At 67.9% G+C, this 24,691-nt stretch carries 21 protein-coding genes; 9 read left to right on the forward strand and 12 right to left on the reverse strand.

Annotated features, from left to right (window positions below; translation table 11 throughout):
* The first annotated feature begins 85 nt into the window (after positions 1-85).
* Entirely contained in the window at positions 86-1,060 is a 975-nt protein-coding gene (locus tag PCK14_RS10750) for a sugar-binding transcriptional regulator (RefSeq protein ID WP_269938491.1), read from the forward strand.
* Between the two features lie 45 nt (positions 1,061-1,105).
* Here PCK14_RS10750 and PCK14_RS10755 read toward each other — a convergent pair whose 3' ends face one another.
* From PCK14_RS10755 to PCK14_RS10765, 3 genes are all read right to left on the reverse strand, one after another.
* Positions 1,106-2,587 (reverse strand): FGGY-family carbohydrate kinase, encoded by a 1,482-nt coding sequence (locus PCK14_RS10755; protein WP_269938492.1) that lies wholly within the window; start codon positions 2,585-2,587, stop codon positions 1,106-1,108.
* A gap of 115 nt (positions 2,588-2,702) precedes the next feature.
* Positions 2,703-3,656: a DNA-3-methyladenine glycosylase family protein gene (locus PCK14_RS10760; RefSeq protein ID WP_269938493.1), complete on the reverse strand. Its 954-nt coding sequence runs from the start codon at positions 3,654-3,656 to the stop codon at positions 2,703-2,705.
* Between the two features lie 39 nt (positions 3,657-3,695).
* The gene (locus PCK14_RS10765; protein WP_269938494.1) at positions 3,696-4,904 is read right to left on the reverse strand and encodes an SLC13 family permease; all 1,209 of its coding nucleotides are present in this window, start codon (positions 4,902-4,904) and stop codon (positions 3,696-3,698) included.
* A 150-nt stretch (positions 4,905-5,054) separates the two neighbouring features.
* Between PCK14_RS10765 and PCK14_RS10770 the strand changes: the two genes are divergently transcribed.
* Positions 5,055-5,666 carry a hypothetical protein gene (locus tag PCK14_RS10770; protein WP_269938495.1) on the forward strand — a complete coding sequence of 204 codons (612 nt, stop codon included), beginning with the start codon at positions 5,055-5,057 and terminating at the stop codon, positions 5,664-5,666.
* Here PCK14_RS10770 and PCK14_RS10775 read toward each other — a convergent pair.
* Complete coding sequence (locus PCK14_RS10775) at positions 5,663-6,631, reverse strand: LysR substrate-binding domain-containing protein (protein ID WP_269938496.1); 969 nt, start codon at positions 6,629-6,631, stop codon at positions 5,663-5,665. The two genes, PCK14_RS10770 and PCK14_RS10775, sit on opposite strands and share 4 nt — an antisense overlap.
* A gap of 144 nt (positions 6,632-6,775) precedes the next feature.
* Between PCK14_RS10775 and PCK14_RS10780 the strand changes: the two genes are divergently transcribed.
* Positions 6,776-10,228: a bifunctional proline dehydrogenase/L-glutamate gamma-semialdehyde dehydrogenase gene (locus PCK14_RS10780; protein WP_269938529.1), complete on the forward strand. Its 3,453-nt coding sequence runs from the start codon at positions 6,776-6,778 to the stop codon at positions 10,226-10,228.
* Between the two features lie 158 nt (positions 10,229-10,386).
* Here PCK14_RS10780 and PCK14_RS10785 read toward each other — a convergent pair whose 3' ends face one another.
* Genes PCK14_RS10785 through PCK14_RS10800 form a run of 4 tightly spaced genes read right to left on the reverse strand, consistent with a single transcriptional unit; the run spans position 10,387 to position 12,363 of the window.
* Positions 10,387-10,788 carry a VOC family protein gene (locus PCK14_RS10785; protein WP_269938497.1) on the reverse strand — a complete coding sequence of 134 codons (402 nt, stop codon included), beginning with the start codon at positions 10,786-10,788 and terminating at the stop codon, positions 10,387-10,389.
* 10 nt (positions 10,789-10,798) lie between these two features.
* On the reverse strand, positions 10,799-11,287 hold the full coding sequence (locus tag PCK14_RS10790; RefSeq protein WP_269938498.1) for a helix-turn-helix transcriptional regulator: 489 nt from the start codon (positions 11,285-11,287) through the stop codon (positions 10,799-10,801).
* On the reverse strand, positions 11,284-11,865 hold the full coding sequence (locus tag PCK14_RS10795; protein WP_269938499.1) for an AAA family ATPase: 582 nt from the start codon (positions 11,863-11,865) through the stop codon (positions 11,284-11,286). The genes PCK14_RS10790 and PCK14_RS10795 overlap by 4 nt, the downstream gene beginning before the upstream one ends.
* A gap of 57 nt (positions 11,866-11,922) precedes the next feature.
* Complete coding sequence (locus tag PCK14_RS10800; protein WP_269938500.1) at positions 11,923-12,363, reverse strand: SRPBCC family protein; 441 nt, start codon at positions 12,361-12,363, stop codon at positions 11,923-11,925.
* 111 nt (positions 12,364-12,474) lie between these two features.
* On the opposite strand from PCK14_RS10800, the gene PCK14_RS10805 reads away from it, so the two are divergent.
* Both PCK14_RS10805 and PCK14_RS10810 read left to right on the forward strand, forming a co-directional pair.
* Positions 12,475-13,860 carry a cystathionine beta-synthase gene (locus tag PCK14_RS10805; RefSeq protein ID WP_269938501.1) on the forward strand — a complete coding sequence of 462 codons (1,386 nt, stop codon included), beginning with the start codon at positions 12,475-12,477 and terminating at the stop codon, positions 13,858-13,860.
* Between the two features lie 71 nt (positions 13,861-13,931).
* A complete protein-coding gene (locus PCK14_RS10810) occupies positions 13,932-15,095 on the forward strand; it encodes a cystathionine gamma-synthase (RefSeq protein WP_269938502.1) in 1,164 nt (387 codons plus the stop codon).
* A gap of 135 nt (positions 15,096-15,230) precedes the next feature.
* On the opposite strand, the gene PCK14_RS10815 is transcribed toward PCK14_RS10810, so the two are convergent.
* The 3 genes from PCK14_RS10815 to PCK14_RS10825 all read right to left on the reverse strand — a co-directional run bounded on the left by PCK14_RS10815 (position 15,231) and on the right by PCK14_RS10825 (position 20,405).
* Entirely contained in the window at positions 15,231-19,202 is a 3,972-nt protein-coding gene (locus PCK14_RS10815) for an alpha-N-acetylglucosaminidase TIM-barrel domain-containing protein (protein ID WP_269938503.1), read from the reverse strand.
* Between the two features lie 139 nt (positions 19,203-19,341).
* Positions 19,342-20,157, reverse strand: coding sequence for a hydrolase (locus PCK14_RS10820; RefSeq protein ID WP_269938504.1), 816 nt, complete (start codon positions 20,155-20,157; stop codon positions 19,342-19,344).
* A gap of 26 nt (positions 20,158-20,183) precedes the next feature.
* Positions 20,184-20,405: a hypothetical protein gene (locus tag PCK14_RS10825; protein WP_269938505.1), complete on the reverse strand. Its 222-nt coding sequence runs from the start codon at positions 20,403-20,405 to the stop codon at positions 20,184-20,186.
* Positions 20,406-20,500: 95 nt separating this feature from the next.
* On the opposite strand from PCK14_RS10825, the gene soxR reads away from it, so the two are divergent.
* Both soxR and PCK14_RS10835 read left to right on the forward strand, forming a co-directional pair.
* The gene (gene soxR / locus PCK14_RS10830) at positions 20,501-21,007 is read left to right on the forward strand and encodes a redox-sensitive transcriptional activator SoxR (protein WP_269938506.1); all 507 of its coding nucleotides are present in this window, start codon (positions 20,501-20,503) and stop codon (positions 21,005-21,007) included.
* A 269-nt stretch (positions 21,008-21,276) separates the two neighbouring features.
* Positions 21,277-21,957, forward strand: coding sequence for a LysM peptidoglycan-binding domain-containing protein (locus PCK14_RS10835; RefSeq protein WP_269938507.1), 681 nt, complete (start codon positions 21,277-21,279; stop codon positions 21,955-21,957).
* 147 nt (positions 21,958-22,104) lie between these two features.
* On the opposite strand, the gene PCK14_RS10840 is transcribed toward PCK14_RS10835, so the two are convergent.
* Entirely contained in the window at positions 22,105-23,517 is a 1,413-nt protein-coding gene (locus PCK14_RS10840; protein WP_269938508.1) for an amidohydrolase, read from the reverse strand.
* A gap of 96 nt (positions 23,518-23,613) precedes the next feature.
* Here PCK14_RS10840 and PCK14_RS10845 point away from each other — a divergent pair, with 96 nt between their 5' ends.
* Both PCK14_RS10845 and kdpF read left to right on the forward strand, forming a co-directional pair.
* Positions 23,614-24,363, forward strand: a complete 750-nt coding sequence (locus tag PCK14_RS10845; RefSeq protein ID WP_269938509.1) for an SDR family oxidoreductase — start codon at positions 23,614-23,616, stop codon at positions 24,361-24,363.
* 235 nt (positions 24,364-24,598) lie between these two features.
* Positions 24,599-24,691, forward strand: coding sequence for a K(+)-transporting ATPase subunit F (gene kdpF, locus PCK14_RS10850; protein WP_269938510.1), 93 nt, complete (start codon positions 24,599-24,601; stop codon positions 24,689-24,691).

Here is a 24,691-nt window from a genome sequence, read left to right on the forward strand (position 1 = left end):
TTGTTCACAACGTCCCTGCTTCGGGCTACCATGGGTGCGGGCCTGCCGTGGGGCAGGCCCGGGAAAACAACCAGGGAGTAAGCGTTTGGCGACTGAGACTGCTGCCGCCGATGGCGGCGTCGAAAGCAGGTTTCCCGTGGAAACCCTGTACCAGGCTGCCCACATGTACTACCTGGAGGATGTGAACCAGGCCCAGATTGCCGAAACCATGAAGGTTTCACGGCCCACAGTCAGCAGGCTGCTAACGGAGGCCCGGCGCATCGGCATGGTCAGGATCGAAGTTGTCCACCCCTCCACTGGCGCGACGGAATCACTGGCCGACGAACTGGCCAGGGCGCTGGGGCTGGAAAAGGTGTACCTGGCGGAAGGCGACCAGTCCGGCCGTCTGCGTGCAGGCCTGGCGCCCCTGGTGGGCGAGGCCATCCGGGACATGGAGCTGGCACCCGGAGACATCCTGCTGGCCTCCTCAGGCCGGACCATCTACGAACTTGCGGGGGCCAAGCTGCCCCAGCTGCCCGGTGTCATTGTGGTGCCCACCGTGGGTGGCCAGACCGAGCCGGAACCCTGGTACCAGACAAATGAAATTGCCCGCGCCATGGCTGAACAGACCGGCGCCCGGCCGGCCTTTCTGTGGACGCAGGCGCTGCCCTCCCCGGACATGTTTGCGCTGCTGCAACACGACCCCGATTTCCAACGGATCCAGCGGTTGTGGGACTCAGCCAAGGGTGCCCTGCTGGGCATCGGGGCGCCACCCACCACGAGAAGCTCCATCTCCCGTTTCATACCCAAGGACAATGACTCACTGTCGCGTGCCGCAGGTGACATCTGCCTGAACTTCTTTGATGTCGACGGGACTGAGATTCACTTCCCGGGCAGTGAAAACATGATCGCAACCCCGCCGGCGCTGCTGCGCACCATTCCCTGTTCCGTGGCGGTTGCCGTGGGCGTGGAGAAGGTGCGCAGCATTGTTGGCGGGGCCAATGCGAGGTATTTCCGGCGGCTGGCCACGGATGTCAAGACGGCAAAAGCCATTCTCGACGTGGTGCGCACGGCCGGTTAGCCAAGCCGGCCAAGCCGGCCGAGCCTCGTGCGCGGTCCGGCGGTCTCAGGCCCCCTCGCGCTGGACTTGCGCCAGGGCGTGCATGTGCCCGGCCGTTGCCGGGTATAGCCGGCAGTAGTCCTGGAACAGGCTGTTGTACAGTTCCGCCGCTTCCGGGTTGGGCTCCACCACCCGCGCCGGGCGGGTCCAGTCGGTGTCCGGCGGAACCGCCCCGGTGCCGATGGCCGCCATGAGTGCATCGCCGTAGCTGGCGCCAATGGTCTGCTCCGGAATGATCTGGGGGCGCCCCAAAATGTCGCTGACCAGCTGGGTCCACAACGTTCCCTGGGTTCCGCCGCCCACCGCCAGGATCCGCTGGATGGGCTGGCCGGAGCTTTCGAACAGCTCCAAGCTCTGCCGAAGGCCAAAACAGATTCCCTCCAGCGCCGCCCGGACCAGGTGCCCGCGGCCATGCCGCAGGGTGAGCCCAATGATGGTGCCGCGGGCGTCGGGGTCAAGGATGGGGGATCGCTCGCCGGCAAAATATGGCAGCAGGAGCAGCCCGCCGGCACCGGGGCCGGCCGCTGCTGCCTCGGACATCAGCGTTTCCATTGGGATCCCCCCAAACAACTGCGCCATCCACGTGATGAGGCTTCCTGAGGTCGACATGCCGCCGGCCAGGGTAAGGGATCCTCGCTCCACGCCGGCGGTGGTCCACAGCTGGCGGTGGGCATGGAATTCCTCCAGCACCTGGACAAAGAACATGGTGGAGCCGTACATCAGCATGAAGTCCCCGGGGTGGCGCACACCGGCACTGAAACCCTCTGCCCAGGCGTCAACTGTGCCGGCGCAAACCGGTGTCCCCTCGGGGATCCCCGTCGTCGCGGCGGCAGTCGCGGTGACGGCGCCAATAATATCGGTGGACCAGGCCAGCCGTGGCATGGGAATGTGCCCGGCGATGGCACCTGCCCGCTCCGGGATCCAGGCCTGGGCGGTGATGTCATACAAGGGATCGCACTGGCTGGCCGTGTGGTGGTCAAGAACGTACTCACCCGTGAGCTTGGCGGTGAGGAAAGAGCTGGCACTGAACCAGTGCCTGGCCGCCGCAAACACGCTCGGCTCCTGGTCGGCAAGCCAGCGCAGCTTGGGGCCCACAGCCTGCGAGGAGAGCACCTTGCCGCCGGTGGCGTACATGGCCTCCACCCCAAATTCGGAGTTGAGGTCCTCGATCTGCCGCTCGGCCCGGGTGTCCACCCCGTAGAGGATGGCCGGGCGCAGTGGCCTGAACTCGGCATCGGTGACCACCAGGCAGGGTCCCAGTCCGCTGACCGCCACCCCCGCCACCAAGGCGGGATCGTTGCGGCTGAAAAGCTCGGTGCACAGGGCTGCGACCTCGGCCCACCAGGCGGTCTCGGCATCAAACTCGGCCCAGCCCGGGCGGGGGAGTGACACCTGGTGCGTGATGGCGGCCGTGTCCACAATGGATCCGTCGGATCCTGCCAGGACCGCCTTGCTGCTGCCCGTGCCTACATCAATGCCGAGGAACATGGGTGTTTGCCTCCATGGTTGGGGGTGGGCAAGCCATTGCCGCAGGCTGCCGCCGATGCTGAATGCCTCCATTATGTGTTGAATCCGCAAAAGCGGCGGCAGGCGCGGCTGCGGCTCAATGCCTGCGGTGGTCTTGGATGGCCATCCTGGGCCCGAATGCCGGCTTGCGGAATCCGCTGAGCTGAAGCATCCGCACCACACGCTGCCGCTGCCCGCGCCAGGGCTCGAGCAGTTTCAGCATGCCGGCATCGTCCACCGGCCGCCCCGCCAGCGCCCAGCCCACATAAGCGGCCAGGTGGTAGTCGCCCACGGCCACCTGGTCGGCGTCGCCGTGGGTGCGCTGGGTTGCCTCCGCCGCCGTCCACATCCCGATCCCAGGGATGGCCTGCATTTTCCGCCCGGCCTCCTCCGCCGTCAGCCGGGCCAGCCGTTCCAGGCCCGACGCCGAACGCAGCATCCGCTGGACCGTGGCCGAGCGCTGCGGCCCAACGCCTGCCTTGTGCCACTCCCAGGATGGGACCGCGGCCCATTGCGCCGGGGTGGGCGCCACCAGCAGGCCGGGCGGAATGTCCGGGTGCAGGCCCGCCCCGGGCGCCGGGGAGCCGAATTTTCGCAGGAGCGTCGCGTAGCCGCGGTGGGCCTCGAGTGAGGTGACCTTTTGTTCAAGGATGGCCGGCACCAGGGCGTCAACCACGCGCCCGGTGGAGGGCAGGCGCAGTGCCGGGTGCCGCCGTCGTGCCTCCCGGACGCGGTGCGGCAGCGAAGCGGCAAAGGCGGGGTCATCAAAACCGGACCAGTCGTCGTTCAGGCCCAGCAGCGCCGGGGCGCCGGCCAGGGCATGTTCGGAGCCCGGGCCCCAGCATCGGACCAGCAGTTCGCCGCCGTGGTGCGTGATGCCCAGTGTTGCCGGGCCATCCGGGGTGTTGAAGGCCAGCCATGCGCCGCCCGGGGAGAGAGTGATGGTCCGGTCGCCGGGGCCGCGGCCAATGATGCCAAGGGTCTGGGCAAGGGAGTACGGGCCGCCGGCGTCGAAGGCCGTGGCGGGCCCGGTGGTTGCTGCGGCGCTCATGCCTCCATGGTCGCACGCGGTCCTGACAAGGAGCAGGATCTATCCGGGCATCCCGGCCGCGAGCCACAGGGCCAGCACGGCGCCGGGGACCAGCACCGCCACCAGGGCAAGGCCGGCCAGGGCAAATCCCGCCCAATTGATGCTGATGCCCATGGACTTGAGCCGGCTGTGCCACAGTAGCGTGGCCAGGGAAGCCCAAGGCGAGACAAGCGGGCCCAGGTTGACGCCAATGAGCAGGGCGGCCAGCCTCACGGGGGATCCGGCCACCGGCTCAAGTGCCAGGTACGCGGGTAGGTTGTTGACCCCGTTGGCGCTGAGTGCGCCCAACCCGGCAAGCTGCAGCAGGCTGGTGAAGCCGTCGCCGGAGCCGGCAAACCGGGCCAACGCTGTGCCCAGGCCGTGGTCGTGGAGGGTGGCAACCAGCAGGAACAGTCCCATGGTCAGCAGCAGCGGCTGGACCGGCACCATTCCCCAACGCAGGGCTGAACGGCGGCGCAGAATGTAGACCGCCAGCAGAAACAAGGCCGCAATGGTTGCCGGAATCGCCACGGGAACACCCGAGACGAGGGCCGGGAGCAGCAGGGCCACGGTGGCGCCGCTGAGCACCAGCAGGCGGCGGTCCGATGCCGTCGGCAGCTTCGGAGGCGTGTATTGCCCGCGCAGGTCCTTGCGAAAGAACACCAACAGGAAAGCCACGGGCACCAGCGCGCCCACCAGGGCCGGCGCCCACATCAAGTGCAGGAAACCGGCCGGGCTGGCCCCCAGTTGCTGCTGCGCCAGCAGGTTGCTCAGGTTGGAAACCGGCAGGAAAAGTGAGGCCGTGTTGGCCAGCCACACAGTGGTCAGGGCAAACGGCAACGGGTGGATGCGAGCATGGCGCGCCAGGGAAACCACCAATGGCGTGACCAGCACGGCCGTGGTGTCCAACGACAGGAACACGGTGCTCAGGCAGGCCAATGCCACCACGAACAACCACAGCGACATGACCCTGCCGGTGCCGCCCCGGCCCGGGCGTGCCCCGGCGCGGGCCAGCCAGGCCGTGATGAAACGGAACAGTCCGGCGTCGTCCGCCAGCTCCGTCACAACCGTCATGGCGGCAACAAACAGCAGGATGGGCACTGTGCGGGCAGCGAGCTCCAGCGCGGAAGCCCGGCCGAGAAGGCCTGTGCCAACCATCGCCAGTCCCAGCAGGCACAGTGCGGCGGGGAAGCTGGCGGCCAACAGTTTCTTCAGGGCTGCGCCGGACATTCTCCAATGGTCGCATGGAGTCGCGGCTGGTTGCTGCCCGCCACCTCGGTGGGCTCCTTGTGGGCGGAACAGTCCTGGCGGACCGCTGGCCAGTGCACGACGGCGGCCCTAGGCTGAGCGGAACAGGTGACGGTTGGTGGAGGGGGAGCCATGCAACGGGTTGGGGGCATCTTTGGCAGGGAGGCGCTGCCATCTTGGCAGGGGAGCGAGGGCAGTTCCTGGCCCCTGGCGGTGGCGCTGTTCATTCGCGACGTTTACGCGTTGCCCGCCACGAAGCCCTTCTTCGTTCCGCCCATGGATCCCGAAGTGCCCGAGCACATCCCGGTGGTGGGACCGGCTGGCGACGGCGCCTTGGCTGACGAATGGGCTGTTTGGTTCGACTCCTTGGTTCACAGCCGGGCATCCATCCACGAGTCGGCCGGCCTGATGTTGGAGGAGCGGACTTCTGCGTTCCGGCAGGCTGTTGAGAATCAACTGGAGCCGGCCGTGGCGGCGGCCGAAGCTTTCAGGAACCATGATGCGCTGGACATGAGGAACGGCTGGAAGACGGACGGCCCCATCCTGCCGAAGCTGGTCCGCTCCATTGAAAAGGAACTGGGCCGCAAGGCCGCACCTTTTGACCTTGAAATCCGGATCCTGCCGGTGGCCGGCACATGGCTGCACCAAGTTGCGCCGCAGCGGGTGCTCACCAACCGCGCCACCCGCTCCGACCCCGCCGAGCTGCGCCGCCTGCTTGGCCCCATCGTGAGGGAACTGGCCTAGGAAAGCCCGCCCTCCGGCGTCGAACTTCCCGCGGTGCCTGAGTCAACGGAGATGCCCTCGGCCGCCTGGGCCAGAATTTCGCGGCAGGCCAGGATGGCGGGGCGCAAGCGGCTGGCCAGGCGGGCCGAGGTGAAGACAGTGCGGCGCGGGCGCTGCGGCAACTCGATCAACGTCAGCGCCGGCGGGCGGCCGGTCCACATGAGGTCCGGCATGAGGCCCACCGCGTTGCCGGATTCGATGAGGCGGACCTGCGCCTGGAGGTCGGCGGTTTCAAAGCGGACGTCGGGTTCGAATCCGGCCTGGCGGCAGGCCTGCTCGGCCCAGTGGCGGGACGCGGCACCGTGCGGCTCCATGACCCAGGGCAGTTGCGCGGTGTCGGCCAGGCCCGTGATGGGGCCCGTGAGGAGCCGGGCCATGCCGCCGGCCACGCCGTCGTGCGGCACGGCGAGGCGGATGGCGTCGGAGGTGAGCGTGGCGCGGTCCAACTCTGGGTGCAGCGGCGCGGCGTGGCCGGGGTACTGCTCGGCCACCACCAAATCAAAGTCCCTGGCCCACGTCTCGTACAGGGCGGCCTCGGGCTCGCGCTGCACCACCTCGATGCGCACCTCGGGGTACGCCCGGGCCATGGCCGTGAGCATGTCCGGCAGCAGCGCCAGGGCCGCCGACTGGAAGACGGCCAGCTTCACGGTGCCGGTCACGGTGGACAGGGATGCGGAGAGGTCGGCCTCGGCACGCTCCAGAGTCTCCAGGATCTCGGCTGTGTGGGCCACAAGGATCTCCGCCTGGGCCGTGAGCTGCACCCGCCGGCCCACCTTGCGCAGCAGTTGCGTGCCGGCCTCCTTCTCCAGCAGGGCCAGCTGCTGGGACACCGCAGAGGGGCTGTATTGCAGGGCCGCGGCCACATCTGCGAGGGTCCCGCGCAGGTGCAATTCACGCAGCAATCGCAGGCGTTTGATGTCCAGCACGGAGGCCTCCGTTTAGTTAAGAAAAAGTGATCAATATTCATCATAAATCACCACTTTTGCTAAATCGACAAAGGTCTCATACTGGTCATTGGAATTGAATTCCCCAACCCCCAGCCACCAGCAGAAATGAACGCACCCGCCACCATGACAAGCACCACCACAGCGGCCACCGCCGCCAACATCCCGGTCCCCGGCAACGACCTTGCCGAGGAGACCATTGCCCTGGTTCGGCACTGGCTCAGCGAGGCCGCCAAGTTCCCCGCCGACGTTTCGGCGCAGCGACTGGCCGGTGTCCTGAAGGACCCCAACGGCCTGGACTTCACCGTGGGCTTTGTGGACGGCGTGATCCGCCCCGAGGACCTCGCCGTGGCCGGCCGCAACCTGGCCGCCCTGGCCCCCAAGGTACCGGCGTTCCTGCCCTGGTACATGCGCGGCGCCGTCCGCCTCGGTGGCATCATGGCCCCGATCCTGCCGGGCATTGTCATCCCGATCGCCCGCAAGGTGCTGCGCGAAATGGTGGGCCACCTGATTGTGGACGCCACCGACGCCAAGCTGGGCCCGGCCATCGCCAAGATCCGCAAGGGCGGCGTTGACCTGAACATCAACCTGCTCGGCGAGGCCGTGCTGGGCGAGAAGGAAGCCGCCCGCCGCCTGCAGGGAACCCTGGACCTGCTGGCCCGCGAGGACGTTGACTACGTCTCCATCAAGGAATCCTCCACCGTGGCCCCGCACTCGCCGTGGGCCTTTGACGACGCCGTCAACCACATCGTGGAGAAGCTCACCCCGCTGTACACGCTGGCCAACTCCTTCCCCAAGGCAAAGTTCATCAACCTGGACATGGAGGAGTACAAGGACCTCACCATGACCATCGCGGTGTTCAAGCGCATCCTGGACAAGCCCGAGTTCAAGAACCTCGAAGCCGGCATCGTGCTCCAGGCCTACCTGCCGGACACCCTGGCCGCCATGATCGACCTGCAGGAATGGGCCGCTGCCCGCCGTGCCGAGGGCGGTGCCGCCGTCAAGGTACGCATCGTCAAGGGCGCCAACCTGCCCATGGAACAGGTCCAGGAATCCGTCTTCGGCTGGCCGCTGGCCACCTGGGGCACCAAGCAGGACTCCGACACCAACTACAAGCGCATCGTCAACTACGCGCTGACCCCCGAACACATCAACAACGTCAACATCGGCGTGGCCGGCCACAACCTCTTCGATGTGGCCCACGCCTGGCTGCTGGCCAAGCAGCGCGGCATTGACACGGCCACCGGCCAGCTCGAATTCGAGATGCTGCTGGGCATGGCCACCGGCCAGGCCGAGGCCGTCCGCAAGGACGTTGGCTCGCTGCTGCTCTACACACCCGTGGTCCACCCGGGCGAATTCGACGTGGCCATCGCCTACCTCATCCGCCGCCTGGAAGAGGGCGCAAGCCAGGACAACTTCATGTCCGCCGTGTTTGAGCTTTCCGAGAACGAGGCCCTGTTCGAGCGCGAGACCAACCGCTTCCTGGCTTCCCTGGAAGACCTGGACACCTCCGTTCCTCCGACCAACCGTGTGCAGGACCGCAACCTCCCGGCCGTTGCCGCGCCGGTCGATTCCTTCGCGAACACCCCGGACACCGATCCTTCGCTGGTGCCCAACCACGCCTGGGGCCGCGACATCCTGGCCCGCATCCCCGGCTCGGAGCTCGGCAATGACATCGTCGCCGCCACCACCGTCACGGAACTCGACGAGCTGAACCGCATCGTGGCCACCGCCGTCGACTCCGCTACTGCCTGGGGTGCCATGACCGGTGCCGAGCGCGCCGCCATCCTGCACCGCGCCGGCGACGTCCTGGATGCCCGCCGCGCCGACTTCATGGAGGTCATGGCCTCCGAGACCGGCAAGACGCTGGACCAGTCCGACCCCGAAATCAGCGAAGCGGTGGACTTTGCCCACTACTACGCCGAGCGTGCCAAGGACCTGGAAACGGTCGACGGCGCAACGTTCGTCCCGGCCAAGCTCACAGTGGTGACCCCGCCGTGGAACTTCCCCGTTGCCATCCCGGCCGGCTCCACCCTCTCGGCACTCGCCGCCGGCTCCGCCGTCGTCATCAAGCCGGCACCGCAGGCACAGCGCAGCGGATCCCTCATGGTCAAGGCCCTGTGGGACGCCGGCGTGCCCCGCGATGTCCTGGCCCTGGTGCAGCTGGGTGAAAACGAGCTGGGCCAGGCCCTCGTGGCGCACCCCGCCGTGGACCGCCTCATCCTGACCGGCGGCTACGAAACCGCCGAGCTGTTCCGCAGCTTCCGCAACGACCTGCCCATGCTGGCGGAGACCTCCGGCAAGAACGCCATCATCGTCACCCCCAGTGCCGACCTGGACCTGGCCGCGAAGGATGTTGTGCAGTCCGCCTTCGGCCACGCCGGGCAGAAGTGCTCCGCCGCCTCGCTGGTCATCATGGTCGGTTCCGTGGCCAAGTCCAACCGCTTCCGCAACCAGCTGCTCGACGCCGCTGCGAGCCTGAGCGTGGGCTACCCGGAGACCGCCACCACGCAGATGGGCCCGGTCATTGAGCCGGCCGCCGGCAAGCTGCTGGGCGCCCTGACCACGCTGGATTCCGGCGAGGCCTGGGCCATCGAGCCCAAGCAGCTGGACGAGACCGGGCGCCTCTGGTCCCCGGGCGTTCGCACCGGTGTTGCCGCGGGCTCCAACTTCCACCTGACCGAATTCTTCGGCCCCGTGCTGGGTGTCATGCAGGCAGAGACGCTCGAGGAGGCCATTTCCATGGTCAACGGGATCGACTACGGCCTCACCTCCGGCCTGCACTCCCTGGACTCCGCGGAGATCGGTCTCTGGCTGGACACCGTCCAGGCCGGAAACCTGTATGTGAACCGCGGCATCACCGGTGCCATTGTGCAGCGCCAGCCGTTCGGTGGCTGGAAGAAGTCGGCCGTGGGTGCCGGCACCAAGGCCGGCGGCCCCAACTACCTCATGGGCCTGGGCTCATGGGTCCCCGCGACGGCCACGGCCACCGCGACCCTGGGCGACGCCGCGACCAAGCTGCTCTCGGCTGCGTCCGCACTGTCGGCCGACGAGCAGGCCTTCCTGACGCGTTCGCTGCACAGCGATGCCGCCGCCTGGGCCGCTGAATTCGGCGCAGCCAAGGATGTCTCCGGGCTGTGGGCCGAGCGCAACGTGTTCCGCTACGTGCCGCTGAACCCGCTGGTCCGCCTCGCCGAGGGCGAATCCACCGCCAAGCTGCTGCGCGTGCTTGCGGCAGGCATCCTGGCCGGGGCAACCCCGGAAGTCTCCTCCGCCGTCGTGCTTTCCAGCGAGGTCCAGGCCCTGCTGCTGAGCCAGCGCATCACCGTTTCGGTGGAGAACGACGCCGAGTGGCTCACTCGTGCGAAGGCCTTCGGCGCCGGCCGCATCCGCCTCATCGGCGGCGACGCCGCAGCCCTGTACGCGGCCACCGGCGGACGCCCCGACCTGGCGATCTACCACGGTGAGGTCACCGAGGCCGGCCGCGTGGAGATGCTGCCATTCCTGCACGAGCAGGCCGTCAGCATCACGGCGCACCGCTTCGGCACCCCGAACCACCTCTCGGACGCGCTGATCTAGCCCCCGCCCCTCAGACGCTCCCTCACTTCTGGGGGTGTTTAACGAAACGCTCCCTCACTTCTGGGGGTGTTTAGCGAAACGCTCCCTCACCGGGGATGAACTGGTGAGGGAGCGTTTCGTTAAACACCCCGTTTGGTGAGGGAGCGTCTGTGGTGGGGCTACGCCTGGGCGATGCGGACCGTGTTGCCGGAGGGGTCGCGGAAGGCGCAGTCCTTGGGGCCCCACGGCTGGGCGATGGGTTCCTGCAGCACCTCGGCCCCGGCGGTGACTGCCTGCTCAAAGGTGGCGTCGAGGTCGGAGGCGGTGAAGTTGAGCATGGGCAGCACGCCCTTGGCCAGGAGGCGGGCCATGGCGTCGCCATCCTCCTTGGAACGGCCGGCGTGTGGTTCGGAGAGCACAATGCCCAGGCCGGGCTGGGACTGCGTGCCCATGGTGACCCAGCGGAACTCGCCGTTGCTGACGTCGTTCTGGACCTCCAGGCCCAGGGCGTCGCGGTAGAAGGCGATGGACTCGTCGGGGTCGTTGACGGTCAGGTGCGTGTACTGAAGTGAAATGGTCATGGCAGCAACGCTATGCCTGCGGTGGAGCGGGCGCTTCTTCAATCCTGCTCGGCTTGCCGGCCGGGCCGTTGAGCGACGCCGGGCCGTTCCTGGTGGGCCGGGTGGTGTTCCGGGCAAAGCACGGCGGCATGGCCTCGATGGCGCTGTGGTCGCGGGACTTGTAGCTGCTGGGCGTTTCGCCCATGATTTCGGTGAAGCGGGAACTGAAGGACCCCAGCGAGGTGGCGCCCACGGCCATGCACGCATCGGTCACCGAGACGCCGGCGCGCAGCAGCGCCGCGGCCCGTTCGATCCGCCGCGTCATGAGGTAGGAGTACGGGGATTCGCCGTAGGCCTCGCGGAATTTGCGGGAAAAATGCGCGGGGGACATGAATGCCTTCGCCGCTATGGTGGGGACGTCCAGCGGCTCCGCATATTCCCTGTCGATCAGGTCCCTGGCCCGGCGCAGAAGCACCAGCGTGGCCAGTTCATCCGCCGTGACAGCCGGACCGGGGCTCATGCCGGGCCCCGCCGGGCAGCATCAACGTCCACGGCCAGCCGCCCCAGCCAGGCATCGACCTCGCGGGGCGAAGACAACCGCACCACGCACAGCCCCGGATACTTCCCCTCAAGCGTGGGCACCAGCCCCCGGAGCTTGTGGCGGGTGCGCCAGCCCCAGCGGATGATGTGGTCGCGGTCGGTGAACACGCCGAGCAGCGGCCCCTCGAAATTGCCGTTCCACAGCTCCTGCCGCCGCAGCCTGCGCCGGACGGTGCGCCGGATGAGCCGCCCCATGGAGACGGGCACGGGAAAGTCCAGCCAGACAAGCGTTTCCGCGCGGCCGGCAAGCTGCGCACGCACGGCCGAGTACTGCCACTCCGTGACCCAGGCCGGCGCACTGCTGAAACGGTCGACGTCGTCGGCAAAGTCCGCGCGCGGCTCCCAGTTCGGCCCGTGGAACAGGCTGTCGATCTCGGTGTGCGGGAGGTGAAGAATGCTGCCGATCCGCCGGGCGAGCGTGGTCTTGCCGCTGCCGGACACGCCGGCCACCAGCACGCGGCGGGGCTGCCGGGGGAGGGGGTCGTTGGCGGAAAGCACGCCACGAGTCTACGGCTGCGGCGCCCGGGCCGCCATCGTTTCTGGCCCCGTGGCGCGTCAGCCCGCCTGCGACTCGGCGAACGCCTTGAACGCCTGCATGGACTTGCGGGTTTCCTTCGTGAAGCTTGAGCCGAACAGCAGGCCGATAACCTTCATGAAGCCCTTCAGCTCAAAGATGTTGTGGGCCACCCACCTGGTGGCGGTGCCGTCCACGTCAATGAACTGGTTGTTGCTGATGTTGTGCACGCCCTTGGCGTCGTATGTGCCGTCAAAGTGGTCCGGGAGCTGGCGGCGGACGATTGTCTCCACCATCTCCAGCGTGCCCTTGCCGCGCTTGTACGTGAGCTTCGAGGTGGCCCCCTCCTGGCCCGGAACGCCGGTCAGGGGCTCGAAGGACAGCAGGCCCTCCTGCCACTGGGGCATGAGGTCGGGGTTGTCGAAAAGTTCGATGAAACGTTCGCGCGGGACGTTGACCACAATCTCCTGGGTGTATTCCATGGCGGAAGTCTATCCGCAGCCCAGCCTTGATGGCTTGGCTGCGAACAAGGAAAAGTCCCATGGGGTCATGCCCAATGGCCACGGCCGGGTGGGGAGGGCTACCTTTGAACCATGAAGTACGCGAACTCGGTCCTGGACCTTATTGGCAACACCCCGCTGGTGAAACTGAACAAGGTCACCGAGGGGATTGCGGCGACCGTATTGGTGAAGCTGGAGTACCTGAACCCGGGAGGTTCGGCAAAGGACCGCATTGCGGTGAAGATGCTGGATGAGGCAGCCCGGGAGGGCAAGATCAGGCCCGGCGGCACCGTGGTTGAGCCCACCAGCGGTAACACGGGCGTGGCCATGGCCATGGTGGCCCAGCAGCGCGGCTACAACTGCGTGTTTGTGGTCCCGGACAAGGTGGGCGAGGACAAGCGGGCCGTGCTCCAGGCTTACGGCGCCGAGGTGGTGGTGACCCCCACAGCGGTCGCGGCCGACTCTCCGCAGTCCTATTACGGCGTCTCCGACCGCCTGGTCACCGAGATTCCCGGCGCGTACAAGCCGGACCAGTTCTCCAACCAAAACGGCCCGCTGAGCCACTACGAATCCACGGGCCCGGAGATCTGGCGCGACACCGAAGGCAAGGTCACGCACTTTGTGGCGGGCGTGGGCACCGGCGGAACCATCACCGGCACGGGTCGGTTCCTGCGGGAAGTGTCCGCCAACCGTTCCGCGGACGACGGCGGCGAGGTCCAGATCATCGGAGCTGACCCCGAGGGCTCGGTCTACTCCGGCGGCACGGGCCGGCCCTACCTCGTGGAGGGCGTGGGTGAGGACATTTGGCCAGCGTCCTACGACCCGAAGATTCCGCACCAGGTCATCGCGGTCAGCGACAACGACTCCTTCGCCATGACCCGCCGCCTGGCCCGCGAAGAGGGCCTGCTGGTGGGCGGTTCCTCCGGCATGGCGGTGGTTGCCGCGCTGGAAGCCGCCAAGGGGCTGGGACCGGATGCCGTCGTCGTCGTGCTGCTGCCGGACAGCGGACGCGGCTACTTGGCCAAGATCTTTGACGACAAGTGGATGCAGTCGTACGGCTTCCTGAAGGTCACCGACGAACCCGCCGTCGGGGAGGTGCTGAAGGCCAAGACGGGCAAGCTGCCGGAGCTGGTGCACATCCACCCGAACGAGACCGTGCGCGATGTCATCAACCTCATGGCCGAATACGGCGTCTCCCAAATCCCCGTCCTGTCCGCCGAGCCGCCCGTGGTGATGGGCGAGGTCCTGGGCTCCGTGGACGAGCGCACCCTGACCGGCAAGCTGTTCCGGCACGAGGCCAAGCTGACCGACAAGATCACCGAACACATGCAGCCGCGGCTGCCCATCATCGGCTCCCTGGAACCCATCTCCGCCGCGCGCACCAAGCTGCAGGACGTGGACGCCCTCATGGTGACGTTTGTGGGCGCGCCCGTTGGTGTGCTGACCCGCCACGATTTGCTCAACTACCTCAACGACTGACCGCCGGCGATCGAGCTTGCCGAGATCCTGTGTCTCGACAAGCCCGACCGCCGGAACCAAAGGAGACAACAATGACCGAAGGCTTCAACACCCGCGCCGTCCACGCCGGGCAGACCCCCGATCCCACCACCGGCGCCGTCATCCCGCCGCTGTACCAAACCACCACGTTCGCCCAGGACGGGATCGGCAAGCTGCGCAACGGCTACGAGTACGGCCGCGGCACCAACCCCACCCGCGACGCCCTCCAGGCCCAGCTCGCCGCGCTTGAGGGCGGCGACTTCGCCTACAGCTTCTCCTCCGGCCTGGCCGCCGCGGACGCCCTGATCCGCGCCCTGCTGGTCCCGGGCGACCACATCATCATGGGCAACGACGTCTACGGCGGCACCTACCGGCTCATCAACCGGGTCCTGTCCGTGTGGGGCATCAGCAACGCCGCCGTGGACATGAACGACGCCGGTGCGCTGGCTGCCGCAGTTGCCGCCGGCGGCCCGGAAGGCAAGACGAAGATGGTGTGGGTGGAGACGCCGTCGAACCCGATGATGAAGATCACCGACATTGCCGCGCTCGCCGAGGTGGCGCACGCCGCGGGCGCCCTGCTGGTGGTGGACAACACCTTCGCCTCCCCGTACCTGCAGAACCCGCTGGCCCTGGGCGCGGACGTGGTGGTGCACTCCACCACCAAGTACATTGGCGGGCACTCGGACGCCTCCGGCGGGGCCATCGTGCTCTCCGACCCCGAGGCCGCCGAGAAGATCGGCTTTGTGCAGTTCGCCGTGGGCGCGGTGTCCGCCCCCATGGAGGCATGGCTGACCACCCGCGGGCTCAAGACGCTGGGCGTCCGCATGGACCGGCACTGCTCCAACGCGCAGGCCGTGGCCGAATGGCTGCTGACCCGGCCCGAGGTGGAGCGCGTGCTCTACCCCGGCCTGCCCGACCACCCGGGCCACGAGCTGGCCGCGAAGCAGATGCGCGGCTTCGGCGGCATGATCTCGGTGCAGTTCAAGGGCGGCGAGGCTGCGGCGCGCAAGGTTGCCGAGGCCACGCATGTGTTCACGCTGGCGGAGTCGCTGGGCGGCATCGAGTCGCTCATGAACTACCCCTCGGAGATGACGCACGCCTCCGTCAAGGGCACCGAGCTGGCTGTGCCGGAGAACCTGATCCGCCTCTCGGTGGGCATCGAGGACATCGAGGACCTGATCGCCGACCTCGAGCAGGCCCTCAACACCCTGGCCTGACCCCGCCTCCCCGCCCGCACACGAAAAACGCTCCCTCACTTTTAGGGGTGTTTTCACGGACGCTCCCTCAGCAAATTGCGGGAGCGTCCGTGAAAACACCCCATCTTCTGAGGGAGCGTTTGGGGGTGGTTGGGGCTAGCTGTGGCGGGGCCTGCGGCGGAGGGCCAGCAGGGCCGAACCCAGCAGCAGCACCAGCAGGCCCGCGGCGGGCAGGATGCCCAGAGATGCACCCGTGTTGGCCAGGCCGTTGCCCTGGCCTGCTCCGGCCGGGGTGCTTGTCGGGGGAGTGCTCGACGGCGGCACCGTTGCGCTGGCTGTGGGTGACACGCTCGGCGAAGCGGTTGCCGTCGGAGTCGGCTTCGCCGCGGCCTCAACCACCACGGGCTCGGCCGGTGCAGAGGCGTTGCCCGCCACGTCCGACGCACGGAAGCCCACCGTCAGGGCGCCGTCCCCGGCAGCAATCGGCGCGGTGTACGCATGCCAGGACGTCCCGCCGTCGGACGTGAACTCTACGGCGGCGATGCCCGAACCGGCGTCGGAGGCGCTGAGCGTGACGGCCCGGCCGGCAACGGCGGCGGCCACCACAGGCCGCACGGTGTCCACCTTGACCGGTCCCAGCGTCTTGGCCTCTTCCGCGAGGCCGCTGGCGGACACCGACCGGTACTGCACCGTGGTGACGCCCTCGGGCAGCACCACGGGCGCGGCGTAGGCGGACCAGTCCGCGTCGCCGAAGCGGTACTCGGTCCGGCCCGCCCCGGCCCGGGCGGCATTCGGAGACGGCGCGGCGTCTGCCGTGAGGGTCAGGATCGGGGCCACCGTGTACCAGCCGGAGGCGGGCACCGCTGCGATGCCCGCGGTGGTCACGGGGGCCACCTCCGCATCGGCGCAGCTGACGCGGGCGTTGGCCCAGTCGGCGCGGTCAAACCAGTTGACGTCACCCTCGGTGACCTTCAAGGTCAGCGTCTTGACGTCCTTGATGGGGACGTTGATGGACTTTGGCTCGCCGCCGGTGAATTCGCCGCTGTTGTAGAGCTCGGTGCCGTCACCCAGGACCGTGAATGTCACGGACGGGGTCTTGCCGGCCTGGTCCATGGTGCCGTCAATGCCGGCCAGGGCCTGGAAGACGCTGCAGCGCCCGCCCACGTTGAACTCCAGCGTGGTGGGTGCCTGCACACCCAAACCGGTGGCGTACGTGACGCCGTTCAGGGTCAGGGGACGGCGCACACGGGAGGTGGCGTCGCCAATTTCGGTGTCGCGGGCCACCTGCCCGTACGCAGGGTCGGAGTTGTCGCTGAGGAACGGCAGGTGCGACAACTGGGTCACTCCGTTGCCGGGTGCCGCCGGGGCAGGCTCGTCCCCGCCGCATGTGACCTGGGCGTCGGCCCAGTTGGCGCGGTCAAACCAGTTCACGCCGTTCGGGTCCACGTTCAGCGTCAGCAGCTGCACGCCCGTGACGTCCACGGAGATCTTCAACGGTGCCTGCGCCGTGGCGCCCGTGGAGGCCGTGAAGGCGCCCGAGGTGTAGATGTTGGTGCCGTCGCCAAGCACATTGAAAATCACGTTCGGCGTCTTGCCCGCAACGTCCATGGTGCCATCGATGCCGGCCGTTGCGGAGAAGTTGCTGCACTTCCCGCCCAGGTTGAACACGATCGTGGAGGGCGAATTCACGCCCAGTCCCTTCTCATACACCGTGCCGCCCAGGGTGATCTTGTTGCGCACCTTGGTCCCGTTGTCGCCAATGGCCGTGTTGCGCCCAATCGGCCCCAGTGAGGCATCCGACTCATTCGAGACGAACGGCAGCTCGGACAGCTGGGTCTTGCCATTGCCCGGGGGAGCCGGCAGCACGGGCTGGGCAGGGACGAAGTCGATGACCTCGTTGTAGCGCACGACGGCGTCGGCCGCCAGGGCGTTGATGTCGCCCGTTGCGGTGGTTGCGTAGCCGCCGGCGGGCTCGTACGGGGCCGTGCCGTTGACGAACGCCGCGCCCATGGCGCCGAAGTCAGGCGCGGTGCCGGGTCCGCTGCCGCTCATCTTCTGCTCCAGTGAGGTGAAGTAGGCGCTCCAGCGTGCCTTGTAGTAGCCGCCCACCAGGCCGTTCCATTCACGGTTGGCGTAGTCGTTGAGGTCTGACATGCCGGGGGACCAGAGGCTGACGATGGAGCGCTGGTCGGCCTCCATCCCGTCCTTGTCCGCGGCGACGGTGGTGAAGTCGCGTGCCTGCTTGATCCAATTGCCCAGCAGCTGCTGGGAGTTGGTGCCGGCAACCTTGTCCATGAGGTCCATGGAATCCAGCCACAAGGTGGTGAGCTGGGCAAAGTCCGCCGCCTCACCGGCGTCGTACGCCTTTTTGATCTTGGGCAGCATGGTGCGCGACAGGTTGGAGAGGACCTGGCGTGAGACATCCATGAGGTCGTACTTGTAGGTGTCGGTGGCCTTGACGGCGGGGCTGGCGGCCAGGAGCTTGGGCAGAGCCGAGGCAAAGGTGTCCATGTCGTAGCGCTGCGAGCCGGGGGACCATGCCGCGGCGGTGTTGACGGTCAGGGACGGTGCGGCGCCGAACAGGCCGTCGGCAGCCTCGCTCCAACCGTCATCGGCGGGAAGGTCGTAGGCAGTTTGGCGCAAGACATCCCAGGCGGCTGTCGCGTTGGGATCGGCCACGCCGTAGCGGCGCTGGGCGAAGTCGCTGAACCAGGCGGTGAGGTCAGCGGGGGCGCTGCGCCAGGCCAGGCCGGCAAAGAAGTCAAAGGCCGCAGGGTTGTTGTCGCCGCCCTCGGGCATGATGGCCAGGCCCTTCATGGCGCTGCCGGGCTTGTTGAGCCATTCAAAGTAGCGGGTGTTCTGCACGGAGATCTGCGAGCCCATGGTGGTGTGCCCGCCAAAGTTCCAGATGGTGCCAAAGGCGTAGGGGATGCCTTTCCAGGTGGCGTCGCGGTTTTGGCCGTTGTACCTGTCCGAGATGCCGTCCACGATGAAGGTGGTGGCAGGGTTGGCCGCTGCGGCAACGGCCTGCGGCGGGTTGTTCTGCCAGCCCAAAAGGACCCAAATGGCGTCCTTGTGTGCGGTTTGCAGGGCCTTTTCCACGGCCACCGTTGCGGTGGAGACGTTGACGGGCCCCGGGGTGCCACCCTCGTGGAGCAGGTCCATCTTGTACATCGATGATGCGCCCAGTCGGGCGGCGGAGGAATCGTAGAACGCCTTGGCAACCTGGGGGAACACCACGTTGTTGGGGTCCAACCAGTCGGGGCGCTGGTAGCCGCCCACCCAATTGCCCTGCGGGACCACAGCGGCAGCGAGGTTCTTGGCCTTGAAGCCGGCCGGAACCGTGCCGAAGTAACCCGGCAGCACGGGCACCATGCCCAGCGAGCGGATGTAGTTGGCAATCTCCTTGCCCAGTGCGGCGCGCTGGTTGACCGTGTTCAGCGTGAGCGGGTGCGGGTCCGCCGACATGTTCTGCAGCAGCCACCACGGCTGGTGGGCGGCCTGCGGAATCCAGGCGAGGATCTCGGCCTCGCTGTAGCCGAACTGCTTCAGCACGTCCAGGTAGATGGCCTCGGCACCGACGGGCATGAAGACCTCGTTCAGGCCGTGCAGGGCAAAGGTGTCAACCATGTCCTTCCACTGCTCCAGGGTGCGGTAGGCGCCCGTGTATCCGTCCTCGACGTCGTTGTTGACAAAGCGGTGCGGCACATTGGCGGTGTTGACCAGGGGCGCCGTGTCCGGAAGCGTTGCAGGAAGGTCAAGCGAGCTGCTGTTCCAGGAGGTTGACTGGTGCAGCACCTGGCCCACATAGGCGTTGAAGCCGGCCAGAATGGTGGCGGGCGTTGACCCGGTGATGGACACGCGCCCGCCCTGGGCCGTGACCTTGTAGGAGTCCTGGCCGGCGCTCTTCGCCCCAATGGCCAAGTCAAATTTGCCGGCGTCCGAACCGACAAGGCGCGCCAGCACCGTTGCGGCGGCCTCGGCGCCGGGGCCCACCTGGGCCGCCAGCGGGGCCGGGGCCGCGGCTGAGGGGGAGATGGGACCGAGCATCGCAGCCGCAATGGCGAGGGCGGCCGTGGCAGCCCCGAGTCGCAGGCGGCCTTGCCGGCGGGCAGGTGGGATCTTCATGGTGGGGCTCCTTGGGCGGGCGCGGCAGCAGTGATCCGGGAGGGGCCCGGCGGCGGTTGTTATGGATAGCATAAATGCCAGGCCCGTTCCCGCGGCCATCATTACGTGAGCCATCCCACAGCTTTCGCCCGGGCTGGCACTAGTCGGGAAGGGTGCCGTCCAGCCAGGCCATGTACCGACCCAGTGAGCGGACGCTGATGGCATGGGCATCGCTGTCGATGATGCCGAAGGCGCCGTAGATCCGGTCGAAGGCCAGCGGCGAGACCGTGTCCAGGATGCGCTCGATGGCCCGCTTGGGCAGTGGGATGTTGTTGACGTAGCTGCGCATCGCGTTGACTGACTTCCGGTCGGCGCCGATGGCCAGGGTGTCGCCGGTCAGGAGGGCACCCCGGCCCGCGGCGCCCCGCGCCCAGTGGAGCACGCTGCTGCCGGCAAAATGGCCGCCGCACTGGACCATGGCCAACCCGTCCAGCAGCTCAAGGGTGCCGTGCCACAGCCGGATGGCGGGATCGGGACGTCGGATCCACTGCTGGTCGTCCTGGGAGACGTAAACGGGCGCGTTGCCAAAGGCGTGGCTCCATTGGATGGAGGAGCCCGTCAGGTGGGGGTGGCTTGCGGAAATCGCGGCGACCCCGCCGAGGGCGCGGACCGCTGCCACGCCGTCGCTGTCCAGGAATCCCGGCGGCTCCCACAGCAGGTTTCCCTTCGGGGTTTGCAGCAGGAGTCCCCGCTGGCCGATTCCGAGCTCCGGCATGGTGTCCACTGCGTGCAGTCCCGGTTCCAATTCAGTGACGACAACCCGCATGCCTGCTGCGGCCAGCTCGTCCCGCGTGGTCCAGTGCTGGCCGTCGGCCGGAACATATTGGCGCTCGTCGGAGCAAATCTCGCAGCGGGCAGGCGGGGCTGCGGTGTCGGGGTGTTCAATGGCGCACGTGGCGCAAGTCCAGACGGTCATGGCTTCCTTCGGGTTGCTGGGTTTGTTCAGCGCGGGCCGGCAAGGTGGCCGGCCCACAGCAGGGCTGTTGATTCGTGTGGCAGGGCGGGGTGCAGGGAATTGCGGAGGCGGAATTCCTTGCCCGATCTGCGATTCATGCCGAGGATCCGCACCAGCGAGGGGCGCTCAGGCCGGGGTTGGGAGACGGCAGCGCCCGGGACGTTCGGCGCCCCGTGGCGGCTGCCCGAGGGCAGGGGCGTGGCGGTCATGATGGCTCCTTGGCGGTTGGGGAAAGGCGACAGGAAACAGCCAACTAGCTCAAGCTAACTTAAGGTCAAGCAGTGTCTGTGCCACGATTCATGCCATGGCCCGCATCGCACCCAATGAACTGCTTCCCATCGGCGATCTCGCAAGGCGTGCGGGCATCAGCGTGCCCACGGTGCGCTACTACGAGGAGCGTGGCCTCATCCACTCGGAGCGCACGCCGGGCAACAAGCGCCTGTTTCCACGGCACACGCTGCGCCGGCTCGCCGTGGTGGCCGCGGGGCAGCGGGTGGGCCTGACGCTGGCGGAGATTACGGCCGCGCTCGCCGAACTTCCCGCCGACAGGGCGCCCACGCAGCGCGAATGGACGCACCTGTCCAGCGGATGGCAGGACATGGTTGCCAGGCGCATCCGGCAACTGGAAATCCTGCAGACCTCGTTGGACAGCTGCATTGGGTGCGGCTGCCTCTCACTGGGCAAGTGCACGCTCTTCAATGACGGTGACGCCGCGGCGGCCGAGGGGGCGGGGTCGCGCTGGATGCGCAGGGCGGATGCCGCCGGAGGCCGGACTATCCAAGCGGAGGGGCCCACGGGCGAGCGGCAGTAATGGTGGCTTATACGCCGCCAATCCGGATTTTTCAGCACCGCTTAGGTAACGCTTAGTCCCATTGCATCTCGATTTGGCGGCGGTTTAGCCTTAGGACTTGCCCCGCGGGGCCGGCCGCCCATTGCCGCGGCCCACAAATGCCGGACCTTCCCACCTCACACCGTCCTGCGCAAGGTCGCGGAAACAACCTCCACAAATGCAGGTTGGACGGTGGCGTGCGGATGTCCGGGGACGGGCGGAGCGATGGTGGCCTCCTGGAGAAAGCTTCCATGAACAACTCAAGAATCATGCGCACCATCGGACGGCTGCTGGCTGTGGGGGCCATCGCAGCTGCCGGACTCGTCGCGGCCGGAACCGGCGCCAATGCTGCCCCGGGCGGCACCTGGGACGCCCTGGCCCAGTGTGAAAGCGGGGGAAACTGGGCCATCAACACCGGAAACGGCTATTCCGGAGGGCTTCAGTTCACCCCCGGCACCTGGGCGGCCTACGGCGGCACGGGGGCGCCGGAAAATGCCTCACGCGAACAGCAGATTGCCGTGGCCGAACGCGTCCAGGCCGGGCAGGGATGGGGGGCCTGGCCGGCCTGCGCGGCCCAACTGGGCCTGAGCGGCGGCGGAGGGACGGCCTATGTGCCCGCGGCACCGGTTCCGGCACCGGTCCAGGCGCCAGCCCCCGTGCCATACACCGCGCCGCAAGAGGTGCAGTACACAGCGCCACTGCCCGAGGAGGCGGCACCATTGCCCCTCCAGCAGGCGCCCGTGCAGATTGTCCCCGTCCAGGTTGCCCTGTCCGGTGAGACGTACACCATCAAGCCCGGCGACACCCTGAGCACCATCGCCGAAGCCCTCGGCATCGCCGGCGGCTGGCAGACGCTCTACGCGGCCAACACCGACACCGTTGCCAACCCCGACCTCATCTTCGCCGGGGCATTGCTGCAACTCCCGGCCTGATCCCGGCGCCTGCCTGGCCCGGGCCTGGCGACCCGCGGCCCTGACGGACAAGAAAAGCCCGCTGCCTCAGCTGTTGCACGCCCACAAGGCGATTCCAGCTGCGGCAGCGGGCCTTCCTGCGCACAGAAAACCCTGCGCGCTGACCCCCTACACGCGGGGAGCGGCGGCACCCACCCGGGTGCCGGCGTCGTACGAGTAGACCTGCTTCCCGCCGATAAACACCTGCGTGGCGCGCTGCAGGACATCCAGGGGGTCCCCGCTCCACAGCACCAGGTCGGCATCCTTGCCCACCTTCAGCGAGCCAATCCGGTCCGACAGGCCCAGCACCTTGGCGGGGTTGATCGTGATGGCGCGCAACGCCGTGTCCCGGTCCAGGCCCTCGCGCACGGCGAAGGTGGCCTGGTGGATGAGGAAATTGATGGGAATGACGGGGTGGTCGGTGATGATGGAAATCTCCACGCCGGCCGCCGCAAGCTTGCCCGGGTTGGCAATGGAGCGGGCGCGCAGCTCCGGCTTGGACTTGGTGGTGAACAGCGGCCCGATCAGCACCGGCGTGCCGCGTGCGGCCAGGACATCGCCCAGCACGTGGGCCTCGGTTCCGTGGTCGATGACGAGGTCATAGCCAAACTCCTCGGCGAGGCGGATGGCGGTGGCGACGTCGTCCGCGCGGTGGCAGTGCTGGCGCCAGGGGATTTCGCGGCGCAGCACCATGGCGAGCGCCTCCATGTGGGCGTCCCGGGGGCGCGGTTCGGGCTGCGCCATCCAGTTCTGCGCCGCCATGAACGCCTGGCGGATCACCAGGGCGGTGCCCAAACGGGTTGAGGGCGTCTTCTTCTGCTCGCCGTAGACGTTCTTGGGATTCTCGCCCAGGGCCGACTTGAGCCCGCTGGGGGAGCGGAGCACCATTTCCTCGATGTAGCGACCGTGCGTGTGGAGGGCAACGGCGAGGCCGCCGATCGGGTTGCCGGAGCCGGGGTTCACGTTGACGGCCGTGATGCCGCCGGCCAGGGCGTCGTCAAAGCCGGGGTCAAAGGGATCCACGGCGTCAATGGCCCGGACCCCCGCCATGACGGGATCGGTCATCTCGTTGACGTCACTGGTGCTGGGCACCTCGCCCTCGGGGTCCATGCCCAGGTGGACGTGCGCATCAATGAGGCCCGGCAGCAGCCACTGGCCCGCCGCATCCAGGACGTCGGCGCCCTCGGGAACCGTGATCGAGGCGCCAAGGCCCAGGATCTTGCCGCCCTCCACCAGCACGGTGCCGTGGAACGGTTCACCTTCGATGGGGACCACGTGGGCGTTGGTGATGGCCAGGACGCGCCTCTTTGCCGCGGCGGCCGCCTCCCGGATGGTGGCGCTGATGCTTGCGGTGTCGGGCTTCTTCGCCGGAACGGGCACGGGCTTCTTGCCGCCCTTGCCCTGCTTTCCGGTGGCGCCGGCCGCAGCAACGGTGCCGGGCTTGAGGGGAATCGAGCCTGGCTTTCCTGCCGGAGCAGCCGCCCTGCGGGTCACCCTGCCAGGGACGAAACCGGGATTGGGGGTGGGCTGTGAGCTGCTCATGACTGCCTTTCGTGGGCCGGGGTGGACACTTCCAAGCTATCGCGTTTGCGCCGTGCACCACACGGGGGCGCACCGCGGCGGCGCTAGGCTGGGCAAATGAACGAGAAAACCGCATTGATCACGGGCGTGGGCCGCACGGCGGGCATTGGGGCCGGCATCGCCAGGGCGCTCGCCGCCGACGGCTGGGACCTGGTCCTGAACTACTGGCAGGGCTATGACGAGCGCATGCCGTGGGGCGTGCAGCCTGAGGACGTCCTCACGCTGACCGCCGAGCTCGAGACCGCCGGCGCCCGGGTGTGGCCCCTGCCCGCGGACTTGGCCGACCCTTCCGCCGTCGACCGGCTCTTTGCCCATATCGCCGAGGAGGCCGGGCCGCTGCAGGCCATGGTGCTCTCCCACTGCGAGTCCGTGGACTCGGCCATCCTGGACACGTCCCTGGAAAGCTTTGAACGCCACTTCGCCGTCAACAGCCGCGCTGCGTGGCAGCTGATCGCCGCCTTTGCCCGGCAGGCAACGCCCGACGGCGGCGCGGTCGTTGCGCTGACCAGCGACCACACAGCGTTCAACCTGCCCTACGGCGCTTCCAAGGGTGCCCTGGACCGGATCGTGATTGCCGCGGCGCGCGAGCTGGGCGGCCAGGGCATCAGCGCCAATGTGCTCAACCCCGGCCCCGTGGACACCGGATGGATGGATGCCGGCACCAGGGACCACCTGGCCGCACAGCATCCCGGTGGCCGGCTTGGCACCCCGGCAGATGTGGCACCCACCGTGGCTTTCCTGCTCTCGCCGGGCGGGCGCTGGGTCAGCGGCCAGCTCATCAAGGCCGACGGCGGCTTCTCCTCCTAGCGCTGGCGGCCGCGCTGGCCACGGCGGCGCCAGCATCCGGCAGCACCAGGCGGCGCCAGTTCATGCCGCCGTCTGTACCAAGTCACTCCACTGTCCACGGGCGAAGACGGCAGGTCAGGAAGCCGTCAAGATTGCCGCGGACGGCGTTAAGAACACGTAAAAACAAGCTCCAAACCCACGCCACGGGTGTGCGATTGAGAAAGACATCAACGCACATTGTGAAAGTAGGTTTGACGTGGTTTTGCTGACGTGGCTCATTCTGGGGCTGGTGGGCCTGGCGCTGCTGGTTTACCTGTTCGCGGCACTCATCCGCCCCGAGAAGTGGTGA

The sequence above is a fragment of the Arthrobacter sp. HY1533 genome (genome assembly GCF_027568515.1).
Classification (GTDB): Bacteria; Actinomycetota; Actinomycetes; order Actinomycetales; family Micrococcaceae; genus Specibacter.